Annotated in this window: 22 protein-coding genes; 16 read left to right on the top strand and 6 right to left on the bottom strand. The window is 58.8% G+C overall.

Features of this window, described 5'->3' with window-relative positions; translation table 11 throughout:
- Positions 1–59: 59 nt before the first annotated feature.
- Both H8S56_RS04055 and cysB read left to right on the top strand, forming a co-directional pair.
- Positions 60–554: a universal stress protein gene (locus H8S56_RS04055; RefSeq protein ID WP_187517929.1), complete on the top strand. Its 495-nt coding sequence runs from the start codon at positions 60–62 to the stop codon at positions 552–554.
- A 160-nt stretch (positions 555–714) separates the two neighbouring features.
- Positions 715–1,689, top strand: a complete 975-nt coding sequence (cysB, locus tag H8S56_RS04050) for an HTH-type transcriptional regulator CysB (RefSeq protein ID WP_187517928.1) — start codon at positions 715–717, stop codon at positions 1,687–1,689.
- 64 nt (positions 1,690–1,753) lie between these two features.
- Here the strand turns inward: cysB and H8S56_RS04045 are convergent, their stop codons facing one another.
- The gene (locus H8S56_RS04045) at positions 1,754–2,488 is read right to left on the bottom strand and encodes a phosphoadenylyl-sulfate reductase (RefSeq protein WP_187517927.1); all 735 of its coding nucleotides are present in this window, start codon (positions 2,486–2,488) and stop codon (positions 1,754–1,756) included.
- A gap of 173 nt (positions 2,489–2,661) precedes the next feature.
- Between H8S56_RS04045 and thrH the strand changes: the two genes are divergently transcribed.
- A complete protein-coding gene (gene thrH / locus H8S56_RS04040) occupies positions 2,662–3,279 on the top strand; it encodes a bifunctional phosphoserine phosphatase/homoserine phosphotransferase ThrH (protein ID WP_187517926.1) in 618 nt (205 codons plus the stop codon).
- A gap of 127 nt (positions 3,280–3,406) precedes the next feature.
- Here thrH and pabB read toward each other — a convergent pair whose 3' ends face one another.
- The 4 genes from pabB to rloA all read right to left on the bottom strand — a co-directional run bounded on the left by pabB (position 3,407) and on the right by rloA (position 7,905).
- Positions 3,407–4,753: an aminodeoxychorismate synthase component I gene (gene pabB, locus H8S56_RS04035; protein ID WP_187517925.1), complete on the bottom strand. Its 1,347-nt coding sequence runs from the start codon at positions 4,751–4,753 to the stop codon at positions 3,407–3,409.
- Between the two features lie 95 nt (positions 4,754–4,848).
- The gene (locus H8S56_RS04030) at positions 4,849–5,826 is read right to left on the bottom strand and encodes an alpha-L-glutamate ligase-like protein (protein WP_187518009.1); all 978 of its coding nucleotides are present in this window, start codon (positions 5,824–5,826) and stop codon (positions 4,849–4,851) included.
- Positions 5,826–7,364 carry an osmotic stress tolerance membrane protein RloB gene (gene rloB / locus H8S56_RS04025; RefSeq protein WP_024685465.1) on the bottom strand — a complete coding sequence of 513 codons (1,539 nt, stop codon included), beginning with the start codon at positions 7,362–7,364 and terminating at the stop codon, positions 5,826–5,828. The genes H8S56_RS04030 and rloB overlap by 1 nt, the downstream gene beginning before the upstream one ends.
- A 4-nt stretch (positions 7,365–7,368) precedes the next feature.
- Complete coding sequence (rloA, locus tag H8S56_RS04020) at positions 7,369–7,905, bottom strand: retropepsin-like aspartic peptidase RloA (RefSeq protein ID WP_024685464.1); 537 nt, start codon at positions 7,903–7,905, stop codon at positions 7,369–7,371.
- A 296-nt stretch (positions 7,906–8,201) separates the two neighbouring features.
- Between rloA and H8S56_RS04015 the strand changes: the two genes are divergently transcribed.
- The 5 genes from H8S56_RS04015 (at position 8,202) to prpF (ending at position 15,092) form a co-directional block, all read left to right on the top strand.
- Positions 8,202–8,909 carry a GntR family transcriptional regulator gene (locus H8S56_RS04015; protein ID WP_024685463.1) on the top strand — a complete coding sequence of 236 codons (708 nt, stop codon included), beginning with the start codon at positions 8,202–8,204 and terminating at the stop codon, positions 8,907–8,909.
- Positions 8,906–9,799, top strand: coding sequence for a methylisocitrate lyase (prpB, locus tag H8S56_RS04010; RefSeq protein ID WP_024685462.1), 894 nt, complete (start codon positions 8,906–8,908; stop codon positions 9,797–9,799). The genes H8S56_RS04015 and prpB overlap by 4 nt, the downstream gene beginning before the upstream one ends.
- 56 nt (positions 9,800–9,855) lie before the next feature.
- Positions 9,856–10,983, top strand: a complete 1,128-nt coding sequence (gene prpC / locus H8S56_RS04005) for a bifunctional 2-methylcitrate synthase/citrate synthase (protein WP_187517924.1) — start codon at positions 9,856–9,858, stop codon at positions 10,981–10,983.
- 86 nt (positions 10,984–11,069) lie between these two features.
- A complete protein-coding gene (acnD, locus tag H8S56_RS04000; RefSeq protein ID WP_187517923.1) occupies positions 11,070–13,658 on the top strand; it encodes a Fe/S-dependent 2-methylisocitrate dehydratase AcnD in 2,589 nt (862 codons plus the stop codon).
- A 243-nt stretch (positions 13,659–13,901) separates the two neighbouring features.
- Positions 13,902–15,092 (top strand): 2-methylaconitate cis-trans isomerase PrpF, encoded by a 1,191-nt coding sequence (gene prpF / locus H8S56_RS03995; RefSeq protein WP_187517922.1) that lies wholly within the window; start codon positions 13,902–13,904, stop codon positions 15,090–15,092.
- A 234-nt stretch (positions 15,093–15,326) separates the two neighbouring features.
- Here the strand turns inward: prpF and ppsR are convergent, their stop codons facing one another.
- Entirely contained in the window at positions 15,327–16,145 is an 819-nt protein-coding gene (gene ppsR, locus H8S56_RS03990; protein WP_024688571.1) for a posphoenolpyruvate synthetase regulatory kinase/phosphorylase PpsR, read from the bottom strand.
- Positions 16,146–16,337: 192 nt separating this feature from the next.
- Here ppsR and ppsA point away from each other — a divergent pair, with 192 nt between their 5' ends.
- The 8 genes from ppsA to H8S56_RS03950 all read left to right on the top strand — a co-directional run bounded on the left by ppsA (position 16,338) and on the right by H8S56_RS03950 (position 24,431).
- On the top strand, positions 16,338–18,713 hold the full coding sequence (gene ppsA / locus H8S56_RS03985) for a phosphoenolpyruvate synthase (RefSeq protein ID WP_024688570.1): 2,376 nt from the start codon (positions 16,338–16,340) through the stop codon (positions 18,711–18,713).
- Between the two features lie 170 nt (positions 18,714–18,883).
- Entirely contained in the window at positions 18,884–19,873 is a 990-nt protein-coding gene (locus tag H8S56_RS03980) for an alpha/beta fold hydrolase (RefSeq protein WP_187517921.1), read from the top strand.
- A gap of 80 nt (positions 19,874–19,953) precedes the next feature.
- The gene (gene rraA, locus H8S56_RS03975; protein WP_024695352.1) at positions 19,954–20,442 is read left to right on the top strand and encodes a ribonuclease E activity regulator RraA; all 489 of its coding nucleotides are present in this window, start codon (positions 19,954–19,956) and stop codon (positions 20,440–20,442) included.
- An 11-nt stretch (positions 20,443–20,453) separates the two neighbouring features.
- Entirely contained in the window at positions 20,454–21,449 is a 996-nt protein-coding gene (locus tag H8S56_RS03970) for a zinc transporter ZntB (protein WP_024688567.1), read from the top strand.
- A gap of 88 nt (positions 21,450–21,537) precedes the next feature.
- On the top strand, positions 21,538–21,786 hold the full coding sequence (locus H8S56_RS03965) for a hypothetical protein (protein WP_024688566.1): 249 nt from the start codon (positions 21,538–21,540) through the stop codon (positions 21,784–21,786).
- Positions 21,787–21,788: 2 nt separating this feature from the next.
- Positions 21,789–22,613: a mechanosensitive ion channel family protein gene (locus H8S56_RS03960; protein ID WP_024688565.1), complete on the top strand. Its 825-nt coding sequence runs from the start codon at positions 21,789–21,791 to the stop codon at positions 22,611–22,613.
- 82 nt (positions 22,614–22,695) lie between these two features.
- Positions 22,696–23,286, top strand: a complete 591-nt coding sequence (gene sigX, locus H8S56_RS03955; protein WP_024688564.1) for an RNA polymerase sigma factor SigX — start codon at positions 22,696–22,698, stop codon at positions 23,284–23,286.
- Positions 23,287–23,393: 107 nt separating this feature from the next.
- The gene (locus H8S56_RS03950) at positions 23,394–24,431 is read left to right on the top strand and encodes an OmpA family protein (protein WP_024688563.1); all 1,038 of its coding nucleotides are present in this window, start codon (positions 23,394–23,396) and stop codon (positions 24,429–24,431) included.
- Positions 24,432–24,500: the final 69 nt, after the last annotated feature.

The following is a 24,500-nucleotide window of genomic DNA, read 5'->3' as shown; positions in this document are numbered from 1 at the left end:
ACTTTGGCGCACTGCTAAGCTCTATCAATCTCCGCCATTCTGGCTGTTCGGGAGGTTGTATGGTTCGTTCGATGCTGTATGCCACAGACCTTGGTCTGTATGCGCCTTATGTGACACAGCATGCGCTGGCGCTGGCCCGAACGTTCAATGCTGAACTTAACGTTGTCCATGTCGTAGAACCCATGGGGCTGTTCGCCGAATCGGTGCTGCAGAGCTATCTGGGCGAGGATGCGTTAAGGGAACTGCACAGCAAGGGTGTGAGTGCGTTCATGGATGGAATTGAGCAACGGATGCTCGATGGGTTTCGTGAAGAACTGGGTGAAGGTCACAAAGACCTGTCTCTTATTCGCACAGTGCGCGTTGTTCAGGGAGAGCCGTCCAGCATGATCCTTGAGCAGGCGCAAAAACTGGAAGTGGATTTGCTTGTTGTGGGCAGCCACAGCCGCTGGGCGGAAGAGGGCGCGTCGGTAGGCCGTACGGCTGCCAGGATTTTACGGCTTTGCGCAGTACCGGTTTACATGGTGCCCATGATGCAGAACAGAGGGCGAGGGTAGAGCGAAGGTTCAAGAAGGTTTAATTGGCGGTTTAAGTGAAATCGAGCGTGCCATCGCCCTGCAAAGGTGATAAAAAGTTCTAGCTTTATTCGCCTGACCATTAATCCAGTTATATACCGTCGCTGATGCCCCTAGGGTTTATCTGCTTTGAGGGATACATATGAAGCTCCAACAACTGCGCTACATTTGGGAAGTGGCGCACCACGACCTCAACGTTTCCGCGACGGCACAGAGTCTTTACACGTCACAGCCCGGCATCAGCAAGCAGATTCGCCTGCTTGAGGACGAACTGGGGGTCGAGGTGTTTGCGCGCAGCGGCAAGCACTTGACGCGTGTCACGCCGGCAGGCGAGCGCATTATCACCACGGCAGGTGAGATTTTGCGCAAGGTCGAAAGCATCAAACAGATCGCTCAGGAATTCTCCAACGAGAAGAAGGGCACACTGTCGATTGCGACCACTCACACTCAGGCGCGCTATGCTCTCCCGCCTGTCATCAGCAATTTCATCAAGCAGTACCCGGACGTTGCCTTGCACATGCATCAAGGGTCACCGACCCAGATCGCCGAAATGGCGGCTGACGGTACCGTGGATTTTGCCATCGCCACTGAAGCGCTCGAGCAGTTCAGTGACTTGGTGATGATGCCGTGCTATCGCTGGAACCGATGTGTCGTAGTGCCTCAGGGCCACCCGCTGACCAAAGTGCCGAAATTGACCCTGGAGTTGCTGGCCGAATACCCGATCGTGACCTACGTATTCGGTTTCACCGGTCGCTCCAAGCTGGACGAAGCCTTCAGCCATCGTGGTCTGGTGCCCAAAGTCGTGTTCACAGCGGCAGATGCCGACGTGATCAAGACGTACGTGCGGTTGAATCTGGGTGTTGGTATCGTCGCCAGGATGGCGGTTAACGAGGAGCTGGACAGCGATCTGGTGATTCTGGATGCCAGCGATCTGTTCGAGTCCAGCGTCACCAAGATTGCGTTCCGTCGCGGCACGTTCCTGCGTGGCTTCATGTGCGACTTCATCGAGAAATTCGCCCCGCACCTGACGCGCGAAGTCATGGCCAAGGCGATCACCTGCCATAACAAACAAGAGATGGAAGAGCTATTCGCCAACGTCGAACTGCCCGTTCATTGATCGGGTGTCGCTGAAACAGCGTCATTGCGGGCAAGAGGTGCCCGCAATGACGTGAGCGTGATGCCTACACCTTGGCGATCAGGTTGCCAGCGTGCAGGCCGCACTCTTTCTGAGTGGCTTCTTCCCACCACCACCGACCTTCACGCTCGTGCTGGTTCGGCAAGACAGGACGCGTGCAGGGTTCGCAGCCAATGCTGATGAAGCCACGCTCGTGCAGACTGTTGTAAGGCAGCTCCAGCATGCGGATATAGCCCCAGATTTCTTCGCTGCTCATTTGTGCCAACGGGTTGAACTTGTACAACGTGCGCTCGGGGGTCGAGAAGGCGGTGTCGATTTCCATCGCCGCCACGGCGCTGCGTGTGCCCGGGCTCTGGTCACGTCGCTGACCGGTAGCCCATGCCTTGACGCTGGAGAGCTTGCGACGCAGTGGCTCGATCTTGCGCACACCACAGCATTCGCCATGGCCGTCACGGTAGAAGCTGAACAGCCCTTTTTCCTTGACGAAAGGTTCGAGCTTGCTCTGATCCGGCGACATGATCTCGATGTCGATCTTGTAATGCTCGCGCACTTGCTCGATGAATCGGTAGGTCTCAGGGTGCAGGCGACCCGTATCGAGGCTGAACACCTTAACGTTCTTGTTCAGCTTCCAGGCCATGTCCACCAGCACCACATCCTCGGCGCCGCTGAAGGAAATCCACAGCTCGTCACCAAAATGCTCGAAGGCCAGTTTCAGAATGTCCTGCGCGGATTTGTTTGCATAAGTCGTCGCCAGCGCGGCGACGTCGAAGGGGTGGCTCATCAGGCGGCTTCCTGGGTAAAGGTTGGCGCTTAAGCGCTCGTGATGGCCGTAATGGTAACAAAATCCATCGTCACGTGGCCGTTGCGCACGCACGGACGGCGCGTTGCGTCGTGTGGTACGAGCGGCTAGAGTGCCGCTTCCCGTTATCGTGAAGTGTCCTTGAGGAGTGTCCTGTGGAAATTGCCTGTCTCGATCTGGAAGGTGTGCTGGTCCCGGAAATCTGGATTGCCTTTGCCGAGAAAACCGGTATCGAAGCGCTGCGCGCCACCACGCGGGACATTCCCGACTACGACGTGCTGATGAAGCAGCGCCTGCGCATTCTCGATGAGCATGGCCTGAAGTTGTCGGACATCCAGGCAGTGATCGCTACCCTCAAGCCGCTGGACGGCGCGGTGGAATTCGTCAACTGGCTGCGCGAGCGTTTTCAGGTGGTGATTCTGTCGGACACCTTCTACGAGTTCTCCCAGCCCTTGATGCGCCAGTTGGGCTTTCCGACCCTGCTTTGCCATCGCCTGATCACTGATGAGACAGACCGGGTCGTCAGCTATCAATTGCGCCAGAAAGACCCCAAACGTCAATCGGTGCTGGCTTTCAAGAGCCTGTATTACCGCATCATCGCCGCAGGCGACTCCTATAATGACACCACCATGCTGGGCGAGGCTGACGCTGGCATCCTGTTCCATGCGCCTGAAAACGTGATCCGCGAGTTCCCGCAATTTCCGGCGGTGCACACGTTTGAAGACCTGAAGAAGGCATTCATCACGGCATCGAATCGGGAGTTGGCGCTCTGAACGTATCTGACTGAATGCGTACCTTGTGGGAGGCGGCTTGCCGGCGATGGCGGCAGCTCAGTCACTGATAGGTCGCTTCAGGAAAAGCATCGCCGGCAAGCCGCCTCCCACAGTCCGTTGGGCACGATCAGGTCAGCGCATTCAAGGTCTCAAGCAGCACGCGCACCTTGGTGAAGGTCTCCTGATATTCCGCGTCGCAATCGGAATCTGCGACGATGCCGCCGCCGCCCCAGCACGATACGTGTCCATCCTTGACCAGCACGCTGCGGATGGCGATGGAGCTGTCCATTTGCCCCCGCACGTCCAGATACATCAACGAGCCGCAGTAGAGGCTGCGTCGGGTGGGCTCCAGTTCATCGATGATCTGCATCGCACGGATCTTCGGCGCGCCGGTAATCGAGCCACCGGGGAAGCTGCCCGCAATCAGGTCCAGTGCATCATGGTCGGCCGCCAGTTCGCCCGTCACACTGCTGACCAGGTGATGCACGTTGGGGTAGCTTTCCAGACTGAACAGTTCCGGGACCTTTACCGAACCGATCCTGCAACTGCGGCCGAGGTCATTGCGCAGCAGATCGACGATCATCAGATTCTCGGCACGATCCTTTTCACTGCCAAGCAGTTGCCCGGCCAGTTCCTCATCCTGTATCGGGTCGGTGCCACGTGGGCGCGTGCCCTTGATCGGACGGGTTTCGACCTGTCGGTCGCTGACCTTGACGAAACGTTCGGGCGACAGACTCAGGATGGCGTCATCGCCGGACAGCGCCATGAAGCCTGCAAACGGCGTCGGGCAGGCCGCACGAAGCGCCTGATAGGCGTGCCAGGGATCGCCCGCGCAAGGTGCCTGAAACCGCTGGGTAAGATTGACCTGATAGCAGTCGCCTGCCTGGATGTACTGCTGGATGCGCTCGAAGGCGTTTCGGTAATCGCTGGCGCTGATGCTCGCCGCAAAAGGTTGTTGCAGCGAGAACGGCGAGGCAGATGCTGCGGGGCTGTCAGTGAACAGCTCGATCAGTCGGGTGCGCTCGGCTTCTGCCAGGGTCGGGTGAAAGATCAACTGACTGGTCTGCGCCTGATGGTCACTGATCAAGGCCCAGTCATAGAGCCCCAGACGCGCATCGGGCAGGTGCAGGTCGTCAATGGCCTGGTTGGGCAGCGGTTCCAGTCGCCGGCCGAAATCGTAGCTCAGGTAACCGATCAGGCCGCCCGCGAAGGGCAGCGCACAGCCTTCCGGCAGGCTGGCGGTGCCCAGCGACGTCAAGCTTGTGCGCAGACGATGGATGAAGGCGTTGCCGGTTTCTTTGGTCTCGACTGCAAGGTTCTGACGTGGCCAGGCGCTGAGCAGGTCAAAGCGGCCTCGTTGGGCCACCGGTCGGCCACTGTCGAGCAGTACCGCGCCCGGAGCCCGGCGAATCCGTGAAAAATACACGCTCGGGTCGGCACTGTAGGGCAGAGGGTGTAGCGAGCAGGTCGGCATGTCGTGACGTCAGTATCAAAGCGCGGCCGGGGATTGTAGTCCTAAGGCCGGTCGCCTCCTAGAGGCATGTCGGGATTGGGCAGTGCCACAGCGCTTCAGACGCTGGGCACGTGGCCAAACAGCGCCTGCACGAACTCGACGCGTTCCTGCGGCGTTTCCTGCCTGCCTTCCTGCGTCAGTTGTTCGATGCGAGCCTCCACCGCCTGGGTGCGATGCGTGAGGCCGCTGTCGTTGGCGATCTGGATGTTCAGGCCGGGGCGGGCATTGAGCTCCAGGATCAGAGGGCCTTTGTCCTGATCGAGCACCATGTCGACGCCGATGTAGCCCAGTCCGCACAGCTCGTAGCATTCGGCCGACAGCTTCATGAAGCCATCCCAGTTAGGCAGTTGCACTCCGTCCACCGAGTTGGTGGTGTCGGGGTGCTTGCTGATAATGCTATTAAGCCAGGTGCCCTGCAGGGTGATGCCGGTGGCCAGGTCCACACCGACGCCGATAGCGCCCTGATGCAGATTGGCCTTGCCGCCTGACTGGCGAGTGGGCAGGCGCAGCATGGCCATGACCGGATAACCCATCAGCACGATGATGCGAATGTCGGGCACGCCTTCATAGCTGATGCTTTTGAAGATCGGGTCAGGTGTGACACGGTATTCGATCAGTGCCCGGTCGCGGTGTCCGCCCAGCGAATACAGACCGGTGAGAATGCTGGAAACCTGATGTTCGATTTCCGAATGGCTGATGATGCGCCCCGACACGGTTCGATAACGATCCTCGAAACGGTCGGCGATCACCAGAATGCCGTCTCCGCCTGCACCCTGGGCAGGCTTGATCACAAAATCGCTGCGCCCGCCGATGATTTCATCAAGCTGGTCGATTTCTTTTTCGGTCGAAATCACGCCATACATTTCAGGCACATGAATGCCTGCCTGAATGGCGCGTTCCTTGGTGATGATCTTGTCATCTACGATCGGGTACAGGCTGCGCTTGTTGTACTTGAGCACGTAATCGGCATTGCGCCGGTTGATGCCCATGATGCCGCGGGCTTCCAGCGCCTTCCAGGTCTTCCACCAGCCGATCACTTGGCCTGATCCTCTTTAAGGAACGCCTTGAAGCGCATCAGTTCGGTCAGGCGATAGCCACGGTATCTGCCCATCGCCAGCATGAAGCCGACCAGCACCAGCAATACGGCCGGGAAGGTAAACACGAAGTAAGTCAGTTCCGGCACGCTCATGATCAGGTGCGCCAGCGAGGCCGCGAACAGCGTGCCGATGGCGACCTTCATCGCATGGCTCGCGCCGCGCTCTTCCCAGGTGATGGACAGGCGTTCGATGGTCATGGTCAGGATCACCATCGGGAACAGCGCCACCGACAGGCCACGCTCAAGCCCCAGCTTGTGGCTGAACAGGCTGATGGCGGCGATCAATACCACCACGAAGGTCAGCACCACTGACAGGCGCGGCAGCATCTGCAGTTTCAAATGTTCCAGATAGGAGCGCAGCGACAGTCCCAGTGCCGTGATGACGGTAAACAGCGCGATGCCGAAACCCAGCTGGGTTTCACGGAAGGCGAGGGCAATCAGCACCGGCGTGAATGTGCCCAGCGTCTGCAGGCCGATCAGGTTACGCAGAATCAGGATGACCAGCACGCCAATCGGGATCATGACCATGATCATGAAGGTCTGTTGGGTCTGCAGCGGCAGGCCGTACAGGGAGTAGGCGAGGAAGTCCGAATCGGTGCTGGCGTCGGTCAGTTTGGCCAGACGCATGGCATTCATTTCACTGTTGTTCAGGCTGAAGGTGACCTGCACCTTCTTGCCGCCTTCGACGGTGACGAGGTTTTCATCTCCGGTCCACCACAGCAGGCGGTCGTCCGGCAAGCCGGCTTCACCAGTGTCCGGGTTGAAGTACAGCCACTCCTTGCCATTGAAGCTGCGCAGCCACAGTTCGGGCGTCTGCGGTTGGTCGGCTTCCAGGCGGATGGTGTGGGCTTTTTCCATAGGAACGTGGGCGATGGACAGCAGCAGTTCGGTGACCTGGGCTTTCTTGCTGGCCGACGTGTCGCCCGCCAGCAGCAGCTTGACGTTGTCATCGTTCAGGTTATTGACGCGTTTGATGGCCTCGGTGATGAACGTCTCGACATCCGCCGAGTGCTGGCGAATCGGCGCCAGCAAGGCTTCTGCAGCGATTTTTTCAGGGCCTTCCACAGGCAGGCTGTCGCGGAAGATCGGGCCTTTGACCTTGGGTTTTTCGCCGCTGTAGCGCTTGGTCAGAACCAGGCGGTAATACAGCGTCTGGTTGCCGGTCGCGCGGCGGGTCGACCAGGTCACACGGCGGTTGCCGTCGCCACGGTTGACGCTGACCCCGTAATTGTTGGAGATAAAGCTTTCATTGAGGCTGATGTAATCATGCGCCAGAGGCGGCACGAACATCTGGATCTTGACCGAGTCTTTCGGGTTGGCGACAAATTCCACCTTGGCGTCGATGTTCCACAGGTCGTCGGTTTCGTCTTCGGTCACCGGGATGCCGAGCGCCAGAATCTGATAGGCCGTGATCGCAATGCCCAGGGTCACCAGGACAGTGATCAGGATCTTCAGGTGGAGCGTGAGAGAGCGCATGTATTTACTCTGCGTTTTGAGCGACGGAAGCGCAGCCAGGCTTCCCTGCCGCATATTTAAGACTTGGATCGACCAGCGCATCAAAGCGTTTCAAGGCTTCGGAGCCAATCAAAAGCGGATATTGGAAAGCACTTCGGTCGGTCAAGTTCACTTCTATGGTGCGTAAAACTTCACCCATGCAGACCGTCAGGCTGATCACCGGGCGGGCCGTGTATTTTTTCTCGTCATCCGGATCGCGGTCATCAGCGCGGCGCTTGATCTTGCTGACCCGCGCCAGAGGCCTTTCGATGGGGTGGGCGTGGCTGTCGTCGATGGCCAGGTAGAAGCGCACCCAGCTTTCGCCATTGCGCTTGAAATGCTTGATCTCACGGGCGCTCAACGAGGCCGTTTTGGCGCCGGTGTCGAGCTTGGCCGCGACTTCCAGGTCGATGTCGGTTAGCCGCGCGTACTCGTTGAGGCCATAAACGGTCTTGTTGGCCGCAACGCAAAAAGTGGGCAAAAGCAAAAGGCAGAGCAGTGTAGTGAAGGTATCGAGTCTCATAAATCCTGGCGCGATGAGCGAAAAACTTCAGGGTCAGGGCGCAAACGGGACGGGCCTGATTGATGGGAAGTCGGGGGTTGCAGGCTGTGAGCCGGGACCGGGCAGCGCTGTGCAAATGTGGCGCGCATTCTAGCATGAAGCCTTGAGGCTGCCAGTTTTACGGCGGCATTCAGTCATTGCCGGGGTGGGCGAAATAAAACGGTGTATTAGACGATTGTCGACAATTGTGTGTTTTTCTTTGACTGATCTAGCGCCAATGTCTAGATTTGGCTGTATTGAACAGCGAGGTGTCGACAATGCTGGGTGCGCTTGAAGAAGTCACGAAATTGACAGACGACTCTGAAACCCTTTCCGAGCACGTCTTTCGACGTATTCAGGCCGCCATCGTTAAAGGCGAGATCGCTCCCGGCAGCAAAATCTCCGAGCCCGAACTGGCCCGCACTTATGGCATCAGCCGTGGGCCGTTGCGTGAAGCGATTCATCGTCTCGAAGGGCAGCGGCTCGTGGTTCGCATCCCTCATGTGGGCGCTCGTGTCGTTTCGCTGAGCCACGCCGAGATGATCGAGCTGTACGAAATCCGCGAATCCCTTGAAGGCATGGCCTGCCGACTGGCAGCCGAACGCATGACCACCGAGCAGATCGACGAGCTGCGCCAGGTGCTGGATACCCACGAGCGCGACGCCGCGTTTCAGGCGGGTGTCGGCTATTACCAGCAGGAAGGCGATTTCGACTTTCATTACCGCATCATTCAGGGCAGCGGCAATCGCACGCTCAGTCAGATGCTCTGCGGCGAGCTGTACCAACTGGTGCGCATGTACCGCATCCAGTTTTCCACCACACCCAACCGACCCCGCCAGGCCTTTGCCGAACACCATCGGATTCTCGACGCGATCGCCGAGCGCGACGGCGAGCTGGCTGAATTATTGATGCGCCGTCATATCGGTGCGTCCAGACGCAATATCGAGCGCCATTACCAGGCGGCTACCGAACGAGGTGAACCATGAGTCGCGACACCACAACTCCCGGACAGCGTTTTCGTGACGCCGTCGCCAGCGAACAGCCATTGCAGGTGGTCGGCGCAATCAATGCCAATCACGCCTTGCTGGCCAAGCGAGCCGGGTTCAAGGCTATTTATCTGTCCGGCGGCGGTGTGGCCGCAGGGTCGCTGGGTATTCCGGACCTGGGCATCACCGGGCTTGAGGATGTCTTGATCGACGTGCGGCGCATCACCGACGTCTGTGATCTGCCCTTGCTGGTCGATGTCGACACCGGGTTTGGGTCGTCTGCGTTCAATGTGGCGCGCACTGTGCGCTCGATGATCAAGGCCGGAGCGGCCGCGATTCACATTGAAGACCAGGTTGGCGCCAAGCGTTGCGGGCATCGTCCGAACAAAGAAATCGTGTCGCAGCAGGAAATGGTCGACCGCATCAAGGCGGCTGTCGATGCGCGCACCGATGACAGCTTCGTGATCATGGCGCGTACCGACGCGCTGGCGGTCGAAGGGCTGGAGTCGGCACTGGAACGTGCGGCAGCCTGCATCGAAGCGGGTGCGGACATGATCTTCCCTGAAGCGATCACCGAACTGGCCATGTACAAGCAGTTCGCCAATCGCGCCGGTGTGCCGATTCTGGCCAACATCACCGAGTTCGGTGCCACACCTCTGTTTACCGTCGACCAGCTGCGCGAGTCTGACGTCTCGCTGGTGCTCTATCCTTTATCGGCATTCCGCGCCATGAACAAGGCGGCGGAAAACGTCTACGGCGCGATCCGCCGCGACGGTACCCAGCAACACGTGATCGACACCATGCAGACCCGCATGGAGCTGTACGACGCCATCGACTACCACACCTTCGAGCAGAAGCTCGATGCGCTGTTTGCGCAGAAGAGGGGTTAGCCGAATCGGTATCAAGAATCGCCAATTCCCGACAATTTCAAGAACTGGAGAATGCAATGGCTGAAGCAAAAGTATTGAGCGGCGCAGGTCTGCGGGGTCAGGTTGCCGGACAGACAGCCCTGTCCACCGTCGGCATGGCAGGCGCTGGCCTGACATATCGTGGCTACGACGTGCGCGAGCTGGCTGCCGAAGCGCGCTTCGAAGAAGTCGCCTACCTGCTGCTCTATGGCGAGCTGCCGACCCAGACCCAACTGACCGCTTATCTGCAGCGCCTCAAAGCGTTGCGCGAACTGCCGCAGGCGTTGAAGGAAGTGCTTGAACGCATTCCGGCCGACACTCACCCGATGGACGTGATGCGCACTGGCGCGTCGATGCTGGGCACCCTTGAGCCGGAGCGCAGCTTCGAGCAGCAGCGCGACTCGACGGACCGCCTGCTCGCGGCCTTTCCGGCGATCATGTGCTACTGGTATCGCTTCAGCCACGAAGGCAAGCGCATCGACTGTGTGACTGACGAAGACTCCATCGGCGGGCACTTCCTGCACCTGTTGCTGGACAAGACGCCCAGTGAGCTGCACCGCAAGGTCATGGATGTGTCGCTGATCCTGTACGCCGAACACGAATTCAATGCCTCGACCTTTACCGCACGGGTCTGCGCTTCAACCCTGTCGGACTTGTATTCCTGCGTCACGGCAGCCATCGGGACATTGCGTGGTCCGCTGCACGGCGGGGCCAACGAAGCGGCAATGGACATGATTCAGCGCTTCGGCTCGGCCGAAGAGGCGACCCAAGGCACGCTGGGCATGCTGGAGCGCAAGGAAAAGATCATGGGCTTCGGGCACGCGATTTACAAAGAGTCAGATCCGCGTAACGAGGTGATTAAAGGCTGGTCGAAAAAACTCGCCGATGAGGTGGGTGATACCGTGCTGTTCCCGGTGTCCGAGGCCATCGACAAAGTCATGTGGGAGCAGAAGAAGCTGTTCCCCAACGCCGACTTCTACCACGCCTCGGCTTACCATTTCATGGGCATTCCGACCAAGCTGTTCACGCCGATCTTCGTCTGCTCGCGCCTGACTGGCTGGGCAGCCCATGTGTTCGAGCAGCGCAGCAACAATCGCATCATTCGTCCGAGCGCCGAGTACACAGGCGTCGCGCAGCGCAGCTTTGTGCCCATCCCGAGCCGCTGAGCCAGACGGGCAGGGGAGCCGCCTATGAGCTTCCCGCCCGCTTTTCGAAACCCTCCTGATGTCGCCAGCAATGAACCGAGCCCGCAATGAACAGTGAATTTCGCAAACCGCTTCCCGGTACCCGGCTGGACTATTTCGATGCCCACGCGGCCATCGAATCCATCAAGCCTGGCGCTTACGCCACCTTGCCCTATACCTCACGCGTACTGGCTGAAAACCTGGTGCGTCGTTGCGATCCGGCGACCCTGAACGCATCGCTGACCCAACTGATCGAGCGCCGCCGCGACCTGGATTTCCCGTGGTTTCCGGCGCGTGTGGTGTGTCACGACATCCTTGGCCAGACCGCGCTGGTTGATCTGGCAGGCTTGCGCGATGCCATTGCCTCTCAAGGGGGTGATCCTGCGCTGGTCAACCCGGTAGTGCCGGTACAACTGATCGTTGATCACTCGCTGGCGGTGGAATGGGGAGGCAACGATCCGCAGGCGTTCGAGAAGAACCGCGCCATCGAGGACCGTCGCAACGAAGACCGCTTCCACTTCATCGACTGGACCAAGCAGGCGTTCAAGAACGTCGAAGTGATCCCGCCGGGTAACGGCATCATGCACCAGATCAATCTGGAAAAAATGTCGCCGGTGGTTCAGGTGCTCGACGGCGTTGCCTTTCCTGACACGCTGGTCGGCACTGACAGTCACACCCCGCACGTCGATGCGCTGGGTGTGATCGCCATTGGCGTCGGCGGCCTGGAGGCTGAAAACGTGATGCTTGGCCGTGCGTCCTGGATGCGTCTACCGGACATCATCGGTGTCGAACTGACCGGTCGCCGCCAGCCCGGTATCACGGCAACCGACGTGGTGTTGGCCCTGACCGAATACCTGCGCCAGCAGAAAGTGGTGGGCGCGTACCTGGAGTTCTATGGCGAAGGCGCAGCCAGCCTGACCCTGGGCGACCGGGCGACGATTTCCAACATGGCACCGGAATACGGCGCTACGGCGGCGATGTTCTCCATCGACTCGCAAACCATCGATTACCTGCGTCTGACCGGGCGTGAGGATGAGCAGGTCAAGCTGGTCGAGCTGTACGCCAGGCACACGGGGTTGTGGTCGGACAGCCTGCAACAGGTTGAATACGAGCGGGTGCTGAGCTTCGACCTGTCCAGTGTGGTACGCAACATGGCCGGTCCGTCGAACCCGCATGCGCGTGTCGCGACCTCCGATCTCGCCGCCAGAGGCATCGCCGGGCAATGGGACGACGTGCCGGGGCAGATGCCCGATGGCGCTGTGATCATCGCGGCAATCACCAGTTGCACCAACACCAGCAATCCGCGAAACGTGATTGCCGCAGGCTTGCTGGCGCGCAATGCGAATCGCCTGGGGCTGACGCGCAAGCCTTGGGTCAAGTCGTCACTGGCGCCCGGCTCGAAAACCGTGGCGCTGTACCTGGATGCCGCCGGACTGACCACTGAGCTTGAGCAGTTGGGTTTCGGCGTGGTGGCGTTTGCCTGCACGACCTGCAACGGCATGTCTGGCGCGCTGGATCCCGTCATCCAGCAGGAAATCATCGACCGCGACCTGTACGCCACGGCGGTGTTGTCCGGTAACCGCAACTTCGACGGACGCATCCATCCGTACGCCAAACAGGCGTTTCTCGCCTCGCCGCCGCTGGTGGTCGCTTACGCAATCGCGGGCACGATCCGGTTCGATATCGAAAACGACGTGCTGGGCGTTGTCGATGGCAAGGCGATTCGTCTGATGGACATCTGGCCCGCGGATGAAGAGATCGACGCCGTGGTGCAGGCGTCGGTCAAGCCGGAGCAGTTCCGGCAGGTCTATATCCCGATGTTCGCCATCGAAGAGCACACCGGGCCGAAAGTCGAGCCGCTGTATGACTGGCGTGCCATGAGCACCTACATCCGTCGTCCGCCTTACTGGGAAGGCGCGCTGGCCGGGGAGCGCACGCTCAAGGGCATGCGTGCGCTGGCGGTGCTGCCGGACAACATCACCACTGATCACCTGTCGCCCTCCAACGCGATCATGCTCGACAGCGCCGCAGGCGAGTATCTGGCGAAAATGGGCGTGCCTGAGGAAGACTTCAACTCTTACGCGACCCACCGTGGCGATCACCTGACCGCTCAGCGAGCCACCTTCGCCAACCCGCAACTGGTCAACGAAATGGCCGTGGTGGAGGGCAAGGTCAAGAAGGGTTCGCTGACCCGCATCGAGCCAGAAGGGCAGGTCATGCGCATGTGGGAAGCCATCGAAACCTACATGGCGCGCAAGCAGCCGTTGATCATTATCGCCGGTGCCGATTACGGTCAGGGCTCATCCCGGGACTGGGCGGCCAAGGGCGTGCGGTTGGCGGGTGTCGAGGCGATTGCCGCCGAAGGCTTCGAACGTATCCACCGCACCAATCTGGTGGGCATGGGTGTATTGCCGCTGGAGTTCAAGCCGGGCACCAGCCGTCTGACACTGGGCATTGACGGTAGCGAAACCTACGATGTGGTGGGTCAGCGCACCCCGCGCGCGACCCTGACCCTGGTGATCAATCGCAAGAACGGTGAGCGCCTGGAGGTGCCGGTGACGTGCCGTCTGGACACCGGTGAAGAACTCTCCATCTACGAGGCGGGTGGCGTGTTGCAGCGTTTCGCCCAGGATTTCCTCGAAGCGACTGTGTCTTGAAAACAGCAGCACTGATCGTGCCCACGCAGAACGCGGGCGCGATCAAAATGAAAGCGTCTGACTGAATGCATACCCCGTGGGAGGCGGCTTGCCGGCGATGGCGTCAGTTCAGTCACTGGTGTGTTGCTTCAGAAAAAGCATCGCCGGCAAACCGCCTCCCACAGCTCGCTGGTTGCCGCGAGACGTTCATATAACGATGAGCGCGGAGCATGGCAACGATCAATGACCGGGACAGGAACAGACATGACTCATTTACCGCAAATCAGAATTCCCGCCACCTACATGCGTGGGGGCACGAGCAAGGGTGTGTTTTTCAACCTGCTTGACCTGCCTGAAGCTGCGCAGGTCCCGGGTCCGGCCAGAGATGCTTTATTGCTGCGTGTGATCGGCAGTCCCGATCCTTATGAAAAGCAGATTGATGGCATGGGTGGGGCAACGTCCAGCACCAGCAAGACCGTGATTCTGTCGCGCTCCGGCAAGGCCGATCACGACGTCGATTACCTGTTCGGTCAGGTGTCCATCGACAAGCCTTTCGTGGACTGGAGCGGCAACTGCGGCAACCTGTCGGCAGCGGTCGGTTCGTTCGCGATTCTCAGCGGTCTGGTCGATGCCAGCCGCATTCCACAGGACGGCATCGCTACTGTGCGTATCTGGCAGGCCAATATTGGCAAGACCATCATCGCTCACGTGCCTATAAGCAAGGGTGCGGTGCAGGAAACCGGTGATTTCGAGCTTGATGGCGTCACTTTTCCTGCCGCCGAGGTTCAGTTGGAGTTTATCGATCCGGCAGCGGATGAAGAGGGTGCCGCAGGTTCGATGTTCCCCACGGGGCATCTGGTCGATGACCTGGACGTGCCAGGTGTCGGTACGCTGAAAGCGACGATGATCAATGCAGGCATCCCGACCATCTTCATCAATGCCGCCGATATCGGTTACACCGGCAGCGAGCTGCAGGGTGATATCAACGGCAGTCCCGACGCGTTGGCGAAGCTGGAGACCATTCGAGCGCATGGTGCCGTGCGTATGGGGCTGATCGGTCATATAGACGAAGCCGCACGTCGGCAGCACACGCCAAAGGTTGCCTTTGTCGCTCCGCCGTCGGGCTACGTGTCGTCGAGTGGCAAAGCGGTTGCCGCGCAGGACATTGATCTGCTGGTGCGCGCCGTGTCCATGGGCAAGCTGCACCACGCCATGATGGGCACGGCGGCAGTTGCCATCGGCACGGCCGCCGCTATTCCGGGCACGCTGGTCAATCTGGCGGCCGGTGGCGAAACGCGTGTTGCGGTGCGGTTCGGTCACCCGTCCGGCACCTTGCGAGTGGGGGCTGAAGCGCATCAGCAGGATGGCGAGTGGAAAGTGACCAAAGCCATCATGAGTCGCAGTGCCCGGGTGCTGATGGAGGGCTGGGTGCGGGTGCCGCAATCTGAAAGATGAAAATATGCGGATTGATCGTGCCAATGCTCAGCTTTGGCCCCGATCCCGATGAAGAAACGCACCACTCGTGGGAGGCGGCTTGCCGGCGATGGCGTCAGTTCAGTCACTGATGTGTTGCTTCAGAAAAAAAGCATCGCCGGCAAGCCGCCTCCCACAATAAGTCGTTTTCATTCAATGAGTTATGCGCTTGGATGAGGCTAGCTTGCGCTGTTCGGCAATCCGGCGAAATGGCCCTTACTTGAACCGCCGCTCCACCCCTTTCTCAACCAGCACCTTGGCGGAGATTTCTTCTACCGAAAAGTGGGTTGAATTGATGTTCGGGATGTTCTCCCGACGAAACAGGCTCTCCACCTCTCGCACTTCGAATTCGCACTGCGCAAAGCTTGAATAACGGCTGTTGGGTTTGCGTTCGTGACGAATGGCGGTCAGGCGGTCAGGGTCGATGGTCAGGCCGAACAGCTTTTCGCGATGCTGCTTGAGCGCGGCGGGCAGTTGCAGGCGTTCCATGTCGTCTTCGGTCAGCGGGTAGTTGGCTGCGCGGATGCCGAACTGCATGGCCATGTACAGACAGGTCGGGGTCTTTCCGCAGCGTGAGACGCCAACCAGAATGATGTCGGCCTTGTCGTAATAATGCGTGCGTGCACCGTCGTCATTGTCCAGCGCGAAATTGACGGCCTCGATGCGCTCCATGTAGTTGGAGTTGTGACCGATGGAGTGCGATTTGCCCACCGAATACGAGGAGTGTGAACTAAGCTCCTGTTCCAGCGGGGCCAGAAAGGTCGAGAAAATATCGATCATGAAGCCGTTGGAGGTGGCCAGGATCTCCCGAATGTCCTGATTGACGATGGTGTCGAAAATGATCGGCCGGACATCGTCCTTTTCCGCGGCGTTGTTGATTTGTTGTACCATCGCCCGCGCTTTCTCGATGCTGTCGATATAGGGCCTGGTGAACTTGTTGAACGTGATGTTTTCAAATTGCGCTAACAGGCTTTGACCTAGGGTCTCGGCCGTGATCCCGGTCCCGTCTGAGATGAAGAAAGCGGATCGTTTCATTTGCGTTCCTGGCCTTAAGCAGTTGACGATTCTTGGATATCATAGGCGCGCTTGCGGGCCCTGAGGGTCTGCATTCTCACCTATTTTGAAGGTTCAGGCTTATGCCCGACCCGAAACGCCTGCGGTCACGTGACAGTGGCTGGGGTGAATGAGCTTTTCCCAACAACAAACACAGTTAGTGGAGAGATCACCTTGGTAGAGTACGTAGTTTCCCTCGATAAGCTCGGCGTCCATGATGTGGAGCACGTGGGAGGCAAGAACGCATCCCTCGGCGAAATGATCAGCAACCTCGCAGGTGCTGGCGTTTCAGTACCTGGTGGCTTCGCGACTACGGCCCAGGCCTACCGTGATTTCCTTGAGCTCAGCGGCCTGAACGATCAGATCCACGCAGCCCTGGATGCGCTTGATGTCGACGACGTCAACGCTCTGGCCCGCACCGGCGCGCAGATTCGTCAGTGGATCATGGAAGCCGAGTTCCCCGAGAAGCTCAACGCAGAGATTCGCACGGCCTTTGCCGCGCTGTCGGCAGGCAACCCGAATCTGGCCGTTGCCGTGCGTTCTTCCGCCACCGCCGAAGACCTGCCTGACGCCTCCTTCGCAGGCCAGCAGGAAACCTTCCTGAACATCCGCGGCGTCGAAAACGTCATTCGTGCGGCCAAGGAAGTATTCGCCTCGTTGTTCAACGACCGTGCCATTTCCTACCGGGTGCATCAGGGCTTCGACCACAAGCTGGTAGCACTTTCTGCAGGCGTGCAGCGCATGGTGCGTTCCGAAACCGGTACCGCAGGCGTGATGTTCACTCTGGATACAGAGTCCGGCTTCCGCGACGTGGTGTTCATCACCGGTGCCTATGGCCTGGGTGAAACGGTTGTGCAGGGTGCGGTGAACCCCGACGAATTCTACGTACACAAGGACACCCTGGCGGCTGGCCGTCCTGCGATACTGCGTCGCAACCTGGGCAGCAAAGCCATCAAGATGATCTACGGCGACGAAGCCAAGGCCGGTCGTTCGGTCAAGGTGATCGACGTCGAGCCCGCCGACCGTGCGCGTTTCTGCCTGAGCGATGCTGAAGTGTCCGAGCTGGCCAAGCAGGCGATGATCATCGAAAAACACTACAAATGCCCGATGGACATTGAATGGGCCAAGGATGGTGATGACGGCAAGCTCTACATCGTTCAGGCGCGTCCTGAAACCGTGAAGAGCCGTGCCTCGGCCAACGTCATGGAGCGCTACCTGCTCAAGGAGACCGGCAAGGTGCTGGTCGAAGGGCGTGCCATCGGCCAGCGCATTGGTGCCGGCAAGGTGAGGATCATCAAGGACGTGTCCGAGATGGACAAGGTCCAGGCCGGTGATGTGCTGGTCTCCGACATGACCGACCCGGACTGGGAGCCGGTCATGAAGCGTGCGAGCGCCATCGTTACCAACCGTGGCGGTCGTACCTGCCACGCGGCGATCATCGCCCGTGAGCTGGGTATTCCGGCTGTCGTCGGTTGTGGCAACGCCACTCAGTTGCTGCAGGACGGCCAGGGCGTGACGGTTTCCTGCGCCGAGGGCGACACCGGCTACATCTTCGAAGGCGAATTGGGCTTCGATATCAAGACCAACTCGGTCGATGCCATGCCTGAATTGCCGTTCAAGATCATGATGAACGTCGGCAATCCAGACCGCGCTTTTGATTTTGCCCAGTTGCCCAATGCCGGTGTCGGCCTGGCGCGTCTGGAGTTCATCATCAACCGCATGATCGGCGTGCACCCCAAGGCACTGCTCAACTACTCGCTGCTGCCCCCTGAAATCAAGGACAGCGTCGACAAACGCATCGCCGGTTATGACGATCCGGTGGGTTTCTACGTCGAGAAGCTGGTCGAGGGCATCAGTACCCTGGCCGCCGCCTTCACGCCCAAGAAAGTCATCGTGCGTTTGTCGGACTTCAAGTCCAACGAGTACGCCAACCTGATCGGCGGCAAGCTCTACGAGCCGGAAGAAGAAAACCCGATGCTGGGCTTCCGTGGTGCGTCGCGCTACATCAGCGAAAACTTCCGCGATTGCTTCGAGCTGGAGTGCCGCGCGCTCAAGCGTGTACGCGAAGACATGGGCCTGACCAACGTCGAGATCATGGTGCCGTTCGTGCGCACCCTGGGCGAGGCGAGCCAGGTGATCGACCTGTTGGCGGCCAATGGCCTGAAGCGTGGCGAAAACGGTCTGCGCATCATCATGATGTGCGAATTGCCGTCCAACGCGATTCTGGCGGAAGAATTCCTCGAGTATTTCGACGGCTTCTCCATCGGCTCCAACGACCTGACTCAGTTGACCCTGGGCCTGGACCGCGATTCCGGTGTCATCGCGCACCTGTTCGACGAGCGCAACCCGGCGGTCAAGAAGCTGCTGTCCAACGCCATCCAGGCCTGTAACAAGGCCGGCAAGTACATCGGCATCTGCGGTCAGGGACCTTCCGATCACCCGGATCTGGCTCGCTGGCTGATGGATCAGGGTATCGAGAGTGTATCGCTCAACCCCGATTCGGTACTGGAAACCTGGTTCTTCCTGGCCGAGGCGCAAGCACCGGTCTGATGTGACGCGAAAAAGCCCTTGGCCGTCTTGATGGTTCAGGGTTTCAGCAAAAAGAGGCGGTTTTTTCGGAAACCGCCTTTTTTATGCAGCGTGGCAAAGCGTTCCTGTGCGCAGTTTCATCCAGTCTGTCAGAGGCGACCCGATGCCTTTGAATTTCCGAAAAGAGCAATATGCAAAGCAGCAGCCATCTATTTCCCGTTGCCTTGATCAGTGCCGAACGTCGTGGCGATCTGGTCGAGGACGTTTATCGCCTCAAACCTGCCAACAGTCCCGATCCAAGCGTCGAGCTGGCCGTGACCCGGCTGGGCATGGTCGACCAGGCTCATGGGCGGGGCGTGCCGGTCATTCTGGTGCACGGCAGTTTTTCCAACCGCAGGTTCTGGTACTCGCCCAAGGGCATCGGGCTGGGGCCGTTTCTGGCGCGTGCCGGTTACGACGTGTGGATACCCGAAATGCGTGGGCACGGGCTGTCGGCGCGCAACCAGAGCTATCGCGCCAACTGTGTGGCCGATTACGCTCGCTACGACCTGCCGTCGATCGCGGCGTTTGTGCAGGAGCAGAGCGGGCAAGTGCCACACTGGATCGGTCATTCGCTCGGTGGCACGACATTGGCGGCGGCGCTGGGCGGCGAGTACCTGGGCGTTGCGAGTGCGGCGTCGGTGGCGCTGTTCGGCAGCCAGGTCAGTCGCACTTACTGGCCGCTCAAGATACCGCCGCTGCAATGGTCCGGTCGATTGTTGCTGAAACGTTTCGAACACGTATCAGGCCCACGTTTCAAGCGCGGGCCGGAAGACGAGCCCATGGGCGTTTTGCTGGAGAGCATGCGCTGGCATGGTTTGTTCGGGCGCTTTGGTGATCGTCACAGCGATTGGTGGGCGGGTCTGAAGGGTGTACAGGTGCCTGTGCTGGCTGTGGCAGCGGTCGGTGATCATCAGGACCCGGTATGGGCCTGTCGCGCGCTGTTCGAACAGATCGGGTCGGACCGCAAGCAGTTTCTCTGTCTGGGGCGTGAGCACGGGTTCAATGAAGATTTCGGGCATGTGCAGATGCTGGTCAGCAAAGGTGCGCAGCAACAGGTCTGGCCGCGAGTGATCGATTGGTTGCGTGAACAGTCTGTTCCTGAAAAGACTGCGGAGTTTCAGGTGGCGGTAGGCAGTTAGCGGTTAAATTCACTATGCTGCGCGGTACGCTTGATCTGCATTCTTCTTGCGCCCATGCCTCAATGACAGGAGTTCACCTCATGCACTACCTCACCCCCGATCTGTGTGACGCTTATCCAGACCTGGTACAGGTTGTCGAACCGATGTTCAGCAATTTTGGCGGACGCGATTCGTTTGGCGGCCAGATCGTCACCCTCAAGTGCTTCGAAGACAACTCGCTGGTCAAGGAGCAGGTTGCGCTGGACGGTAAAGGCAAGGTGCTGGTGGTCGACGGTGGCGGCTCGCTGCGTTGCGCAATGCTGGGTGACATGGTGGCCGATAAAGCGTCGAAGAATGGCTGGGAAGGCGTGCTGATCTACGGCTGTGTACGCGACGTGGACATGCTGGCCCAGACCGACCTGGGTGTGCAGGCGCTGGCCAGTCACCCGAAAAAAAGCGAGAAACGCGGCGTCGGTGAGCTCAATGTGCCGGTGACGTTCGGCGGTGTGACCTTCAAACCGGGCGATTACCTGTATGCCGACAACAATGGCGTGATCATTTCTCCTTCTCCTCTGACCATGCCGGAATAAGCGACGTATCAATGTTCGATGAAGCAAACGCGCAGTGGGGGCTGGTTCATGCCCTCGTGTTGGACGGTAAAGGCGGAGCGCGTTTCATTGCTCGAACCGAACTTCAGGATCTTCAGTTGCAGCCGCAGGAAAGCCTGTGGCTGCACTGGGATCGCAGTCATCCGCAAACCCACACATGGCTGCGCACTGCCAGCGGGCTGAGCGAGTTTGCCTGCAACCTGTTGCTTGAAGAAAACACCCGGCCCCGGTTGCTGGCCTTGCCGGATCAGGAACTGCTGCTGTTCCTGCGTGGTGTGAACCTCAACCCTGGTGCCGAGCCGGAAGACATGGTGTCGGTGCGTATTTTCGCTGCGGCCCAGCGGGTCATCTCGCTGCGGCTGCGTCCTCTGCGTGCGACGGAAGAGCTGATAGAGCTGCTGGGTCAGGGCAAGGGGCCAAAAACGGCCTCGGAGTTGATTCTTTACCTGGCTCAATACCTGACCGACAAGGTTCAGGATCTGGTCGGCGAGTTGACTGAATCGGTCGATGAGGAAGAAGAAAAGACAGATGCCGACGAATGGTACAGCCCTGAGCACGGCAAGCTGTTGCACATTCGCCGTCGCGCAGCCGGACTGCGTCGTTTTCTGGGGCCGCAGCGCGATATCTACGGCCAGCTTTCGCGCATCAAACTCACGTGGTTCTGTGACGATGATGCCGACTACTGGAATGAGCTGAACAACAGTCTGACCCGTTACCTTGAAGAGCTCGAACTGACCCGAGAGCGAGTCGGGCTGCTGCTTGAGTCCGAAGACCGGCGTCTGCGCGAGCACATGAACCGCACCATGTATCGCTTCGGCATCATCACCGGAATCTTCCTGCCCATGAGCTTTCTGACCGGTCTGCTGGGCATCAATGTTGGCGGTATTCCGGGGGCGGAAAACCCTTACGGTTTTCTGGTTGCGTGCGGCCTGATCGTCTCGCTGGCGGCGGGGCAGTGGTGGCTGTTCAGGCGATTGCGTTGGGTGTAAGGCGTGCATTCTAAAGATTTTTTCATGCTGCACGTGTGACTCGTCCTGAATGTGTCACGTCTTTGACTGACATTGCGTGAGGTGCCTGATGCACGATCCGTTCGAAGAATCTTTACGTGACATGCTTAAATCTTCATCCTCCAGCCGGGATGACGATGCATGTCTGGGGCGAGTCCTGAAAACCGCCAACCGCCAGGTCGGTGCAGGCGTGTTGTTCGGGCTTCTGGGCCGTTGGTCCGAGGCGATGATGATCGCACTCAATAACGGCTCCGCCCATGTCGCTCCCGTTTCCCGTCGCACCGTGAACGGTGCCCGTTCTACCGATAAGGCTGATTGAGCATGGAATTGAACCTCTGGACGCAGAGTCTTCTTGCTGCAATGACTGCATTGTGGACCAAAGTTGCAAACTTCATCCCGAATCTGTTCGGCGCGCTTGTCGTGGTGCTGCTGGGTTTCGCCGTGGCCAAGCTGCTGGACGCGCTGCTGTCCAAACTGCTCGCCAAACTGGGGCTGGACCGACTGGTCGGTGGCACCGGCCTGACCAAGATCATGGGGCGCGCCGGCGTCAAAGTGCCCATTTCCACGCTGATCGGCAAGATCGTTTATTGGTTCGTGCTGTTGATCTTCCTGGTTTCGGCGGCCGAGTCGCTGGGCCTGCAACGTGTTTCCGCGACACTGGACATGCTTGCGCTGTATTTACCCAAGGTCTTTGGCGCAGCGCTGGTACTGCTGGTGGGCGTGCTGCTGGCACAACTGGTCAACGGTCTGGTGCGCGGTGCAGCCGAGAGCGTGGGTGTCGATTACTCTGCAGGCCTTGGGCGAATCGCTCAAGGACTGGTCATTATCATCAGTATTTCTGTTGCGATCAGTCAGCTTGAGGTCAAAACCGACCTGCTGAACCATGTGATTGTGATTGCTTTGATTACCGTTGGTCTGGCAGTTGCCTTGGCATTGGGGCTTGGAAGCCGCGAAATCGCGGGTCAGATCATTGCCGGAATTTACGTGCGTGAGCTCTATCAGGTAGGCCAACAGGTGCAGATAGGCGACACCGAAGGCCAGATTGAGGAAATCGGTACGGTCAAAACGACCTTGCTGACAGACGAGGGGGAGTTGGTGTCTTTTTCCAACCGCATCCTTCTCGAGCAGAGAGTAAGCAGCCGTTAGGCGGCTAACCTGCTAACCTATGCCGCCCAGTTGCCGGAACGGGCCGTGGCGGACATTGACCTGACTGTCGGCAAGATTCGTTTTGAATAAACCTCAACCGCTTTCGACGCGCTACGAACCCCGCGATCTCTCTGATGAGGAGTTGGTTGCGCGCGCCCACGTTGAGCTGTTCAACGTGACCCGGGCGTATGAAGAATTGATGCGTCGTTACCAAAGAACACTTTTTAACGTCTGTGCACGTTATTTGGGGAACGATCGCGATGCTGACGATGTCTGTCAGGAGGTGATGCTTAAGGTCTTGTATGGCTTGAAGAATTTCGAGGGAAAGTCGAAGTTCAAAACCTGGCTCTACAGCATCACCTACAACGAGTGCATCACTCAGTACAGGAAGGAACGGCGTAAGCGTCGCTTGATGGACGCTTTGAGTCTGGATCCGCTCGAGGAAGCGTCGGAAGAAAAGACGCCAAAACCTGAGGAGCGGGGCGGTCTCGATCGCTGGCTTGTGCACGTGAACCCGATCGATCGGGAGATTCTGGTACTGCGATTCGTCGCCGAACTCGAATTCCAGGAGATCGCAGACATTATGCACATGGGCTTGAGCGCAACGAAAATGCGTTACAAGCGGGCGCTGGACAAATTACGAGAGAAATTTGCGGGTATCGCCGAAACTTAACGGCGAGCAAATATCTCTAACGAACTGGCAAGGTCTGGTAGACTTGCCGACGAGTTGTCCCCGGTTATGCGGGACTGCTTTATAATCATCAGATGGGGATTTAACGGATGAAACTGAAAAACACCTTGGGCTTGGCCATTGGTACTATTGTTGCCGCAACTTCTTTCGGCGCACTGGCTCAAGGCCAAGGCGCAGTCGAAATCGAAGGCTTCGCCAAGAAAGAATATTACGACAGCGCTCGTAACTTCAAAAACGACGGCAACCTGTTCGGCGGCTCCGTTGGCTACTTCCTGACCGATGATGTTGAACTGCGTCTGGGCTACGACGAAGTTCACAACGTCCGTAGCGACAGCGGCAAGAACATCAAGGGCTCCAACACTGCTCTGGACGCTCTGTACCACTTCAACAACCCAGGCGACATGCTGCGCCCTTACGTATCTGCCGGTTTCTCTGACCAGAGCATTGGCCAGGACGCTCGTGGCGGCCGTAACGGCTCCACCTTCGCCAACGTTGGCGGCGGCGCGAAGCTGTACTTCACTGACAACTTCTACGCCCGTGCAGGCGTTGAAGCTCAGTACAACATCGACCAGGGCGACACCGAGTGGGCTCCTAGCGTCGGTATCGGCGTAAACTTCGGCGGCGGCAGCAAGAAAGTTGAAGCCGCTCCGGTTGCTCCAGTTGCTGAAGTCTGCTCCGACAGCGACAACGACGGCGTGTGCGACAACGTCGACAAGTGCCCAGACACCCCAGCCAACGTAACCGTTGACGCTGATGGCTGCCCGGCAGTTGCTGAAGTGGTTCGTGTTGAGCTGGACGTGAAGTTCGATTTCGACAAATCCGTAGTCAAGCCTAACAGCTACGGCGACATCAAGAACCTCGCTGACTTCATGCAGCAGTACCCACAGACCACCACCACTGTTGAAGGTCACACTGACTCCGTCGGTCCTGACGCTTACAACCAGAAACTGTCCGAGCGTCGTGCAAACGCCGTTAAGCAAGTTCTGGTCAACCAGTATGGCGTTGGTGCTAGCCGCGTAAACTCGGTTGGTTATGGCGAATCCCGTCCAGTTGCTGACAACGCAACTGAGTCTGGCCGCGCAGTTAACCGTCGCGTAGAAGCAGAAGTAGAAGCTCAAGCTAAGTAATTAGCCGCTCCTACTGAAAAGCCCGGCTCAGGCCGGGCTTTTCTTTGCCTGCGTTTTGAGGATAAATAG

Origin of the sequence: Pseudomonas triticifolii (assembly GCF_014358015.1) — a bacterium.
Lineage (GTDB): Bacteria > Pseudomonadota > Gammaproteobacteria > Pseudomonadales > Pseudomonadaceae > Aquipseudomonas > Aquipseudomonas triticifolii.
The sequence above is the reverse complement of the archived record's forward strand: the minus strand, read 5'-3'. Positions and strand labels throughout refer to the sequence as shown.

What these genes read in the sequence shown, in the direction of transcription:
- H8S56_RS04055 (WP_187517929.1), top strand. Translation starts at nt 60, where the DNA reads ATGGTTCGTTCGATGCTGTATGCCACAGACCTTGGTCTGTATGCGCCT.
- cysB (WP_187517928.1), top strand. Translation starts at nt 715, where the DNA reads ATGAAGCTCCAACAACTGCGCTACATTTGGGAAGTGGCGCACCACGAC.
- H8S56_RS04045 (WP_187517927.1), bottom strand. Translation starts at nt 2,488, where the DNA reads ATGAGCCACCCCTTCGACGTCGCCGCGCTGGCGACGACTTATGCAAAC.
- pabB (WP_187517925.1), bottom strand. Translation starts at nt 4,753, where the DNA reads ATGCCGACCTGCTCGCTACACCCTCTGCCCTACAGTGCCGACCCGAGC.
- rloB (WP_024685465.1), bottom strand. Translation starts at nt 7,364, where the DNA reads ATGCGCTCTCTCACGCTCCACCTGAAGATCCTGATCACTGTCCTGGTG.
- rloA (WP_024685464.1), bottom strand. Translation starts at nt 7,905, where the DNA reads ATGAGACTCGATACCTTCACTACACTGCTCTGCCTTTTGCTTTTGCCC.
- H8S56_RS04015 (WP_024685463.1), top strand. Translation starts at nt 8,202, where the DNA reads ATGCTGGGTGCGCTTGAAGAAGTCACGAAATTGACAGACGACTCTGAA.
- prpB (WP_024685462.1), top strand. Translation starts at nt 8,906, where the DNA reads ATGAGTCGCGACACCACAACTCCCGGACAGCGTTTTCGTGACGCCGTC.
- prpC (WP_187517924.1), top strand. Translation starts at nt 9,856, where the DNA reads ATGGCTGAAGCAAAAGTATTGAGCGGCGCAGGTCTGCGGGGTCAGGTT.
- acnD (WP_187517923.1), top strand. Translation starts at nt 11,070, where the DNA reads ATGAACAGTGAATTTCGCAAACCGCTTCCCGGTACCCGGCTGGACTAT.
- prpF (WP_187517922.1), top strand. Translation starts at nt 13,902, where the DNA reads ATGACTCATTTACCGCAAATCAGAATTCCCGCCACCTACATGCGTGGG.
- ppsR (WP_024688571.1), bottom strand. Translation starts at nt 16,145, where the DNA reads ATGAAACGATCCGCTTTCTTCATCTCAGACGGGACCGGGATCACGGCC.
- H8S56_RS03980 (WP_187517921.1), top strand. Translation starts at nt 18,884, where the DNA reads ATGCAAAGCAGCAGCCATCTATTTCCCGTTGCCTTGATCAGTGCCGAA.
- rraA (WP_024695352.1), top strand. Translation starts at nt 19,954, where the DNA reads ATGCACTACCTCACCCCCGATCTGTGTGACGCTTATCCAGACCTGGTA.
- H8S56_RS03970 (WP_024688567.1), top strand. Translation starts at nt 20,454, where the DNA reads ATGTTCGATGAAGCAAACGCGCAGTGGGGGCTGGTTCATGCCCTCGTG.
- H8S56_RS03965 (WP_024688566.1), top strand. Translation starts at nt 21,538, where the DNA reads ATGCACGATCCGTTCGAAGAATCTTTACGTGACATGCTTAAATCTTCA.
- H8S56_RS03960 (WP_024688565.1), top strand. Translation starts at nt 21,789, where the DNA reads ATGGAATTGAACCTCTGGACGCAGAGTCTTCTTGCTGCAATGACTGCA.
- H8S56_RS03950 (WP_024688563.1), top strand. Translation starts at nt 23,394, where the DNA reads ATGAAACTGAAAAACACCTTGGGCTTGGCCATTGGTACTATTGTTGCC.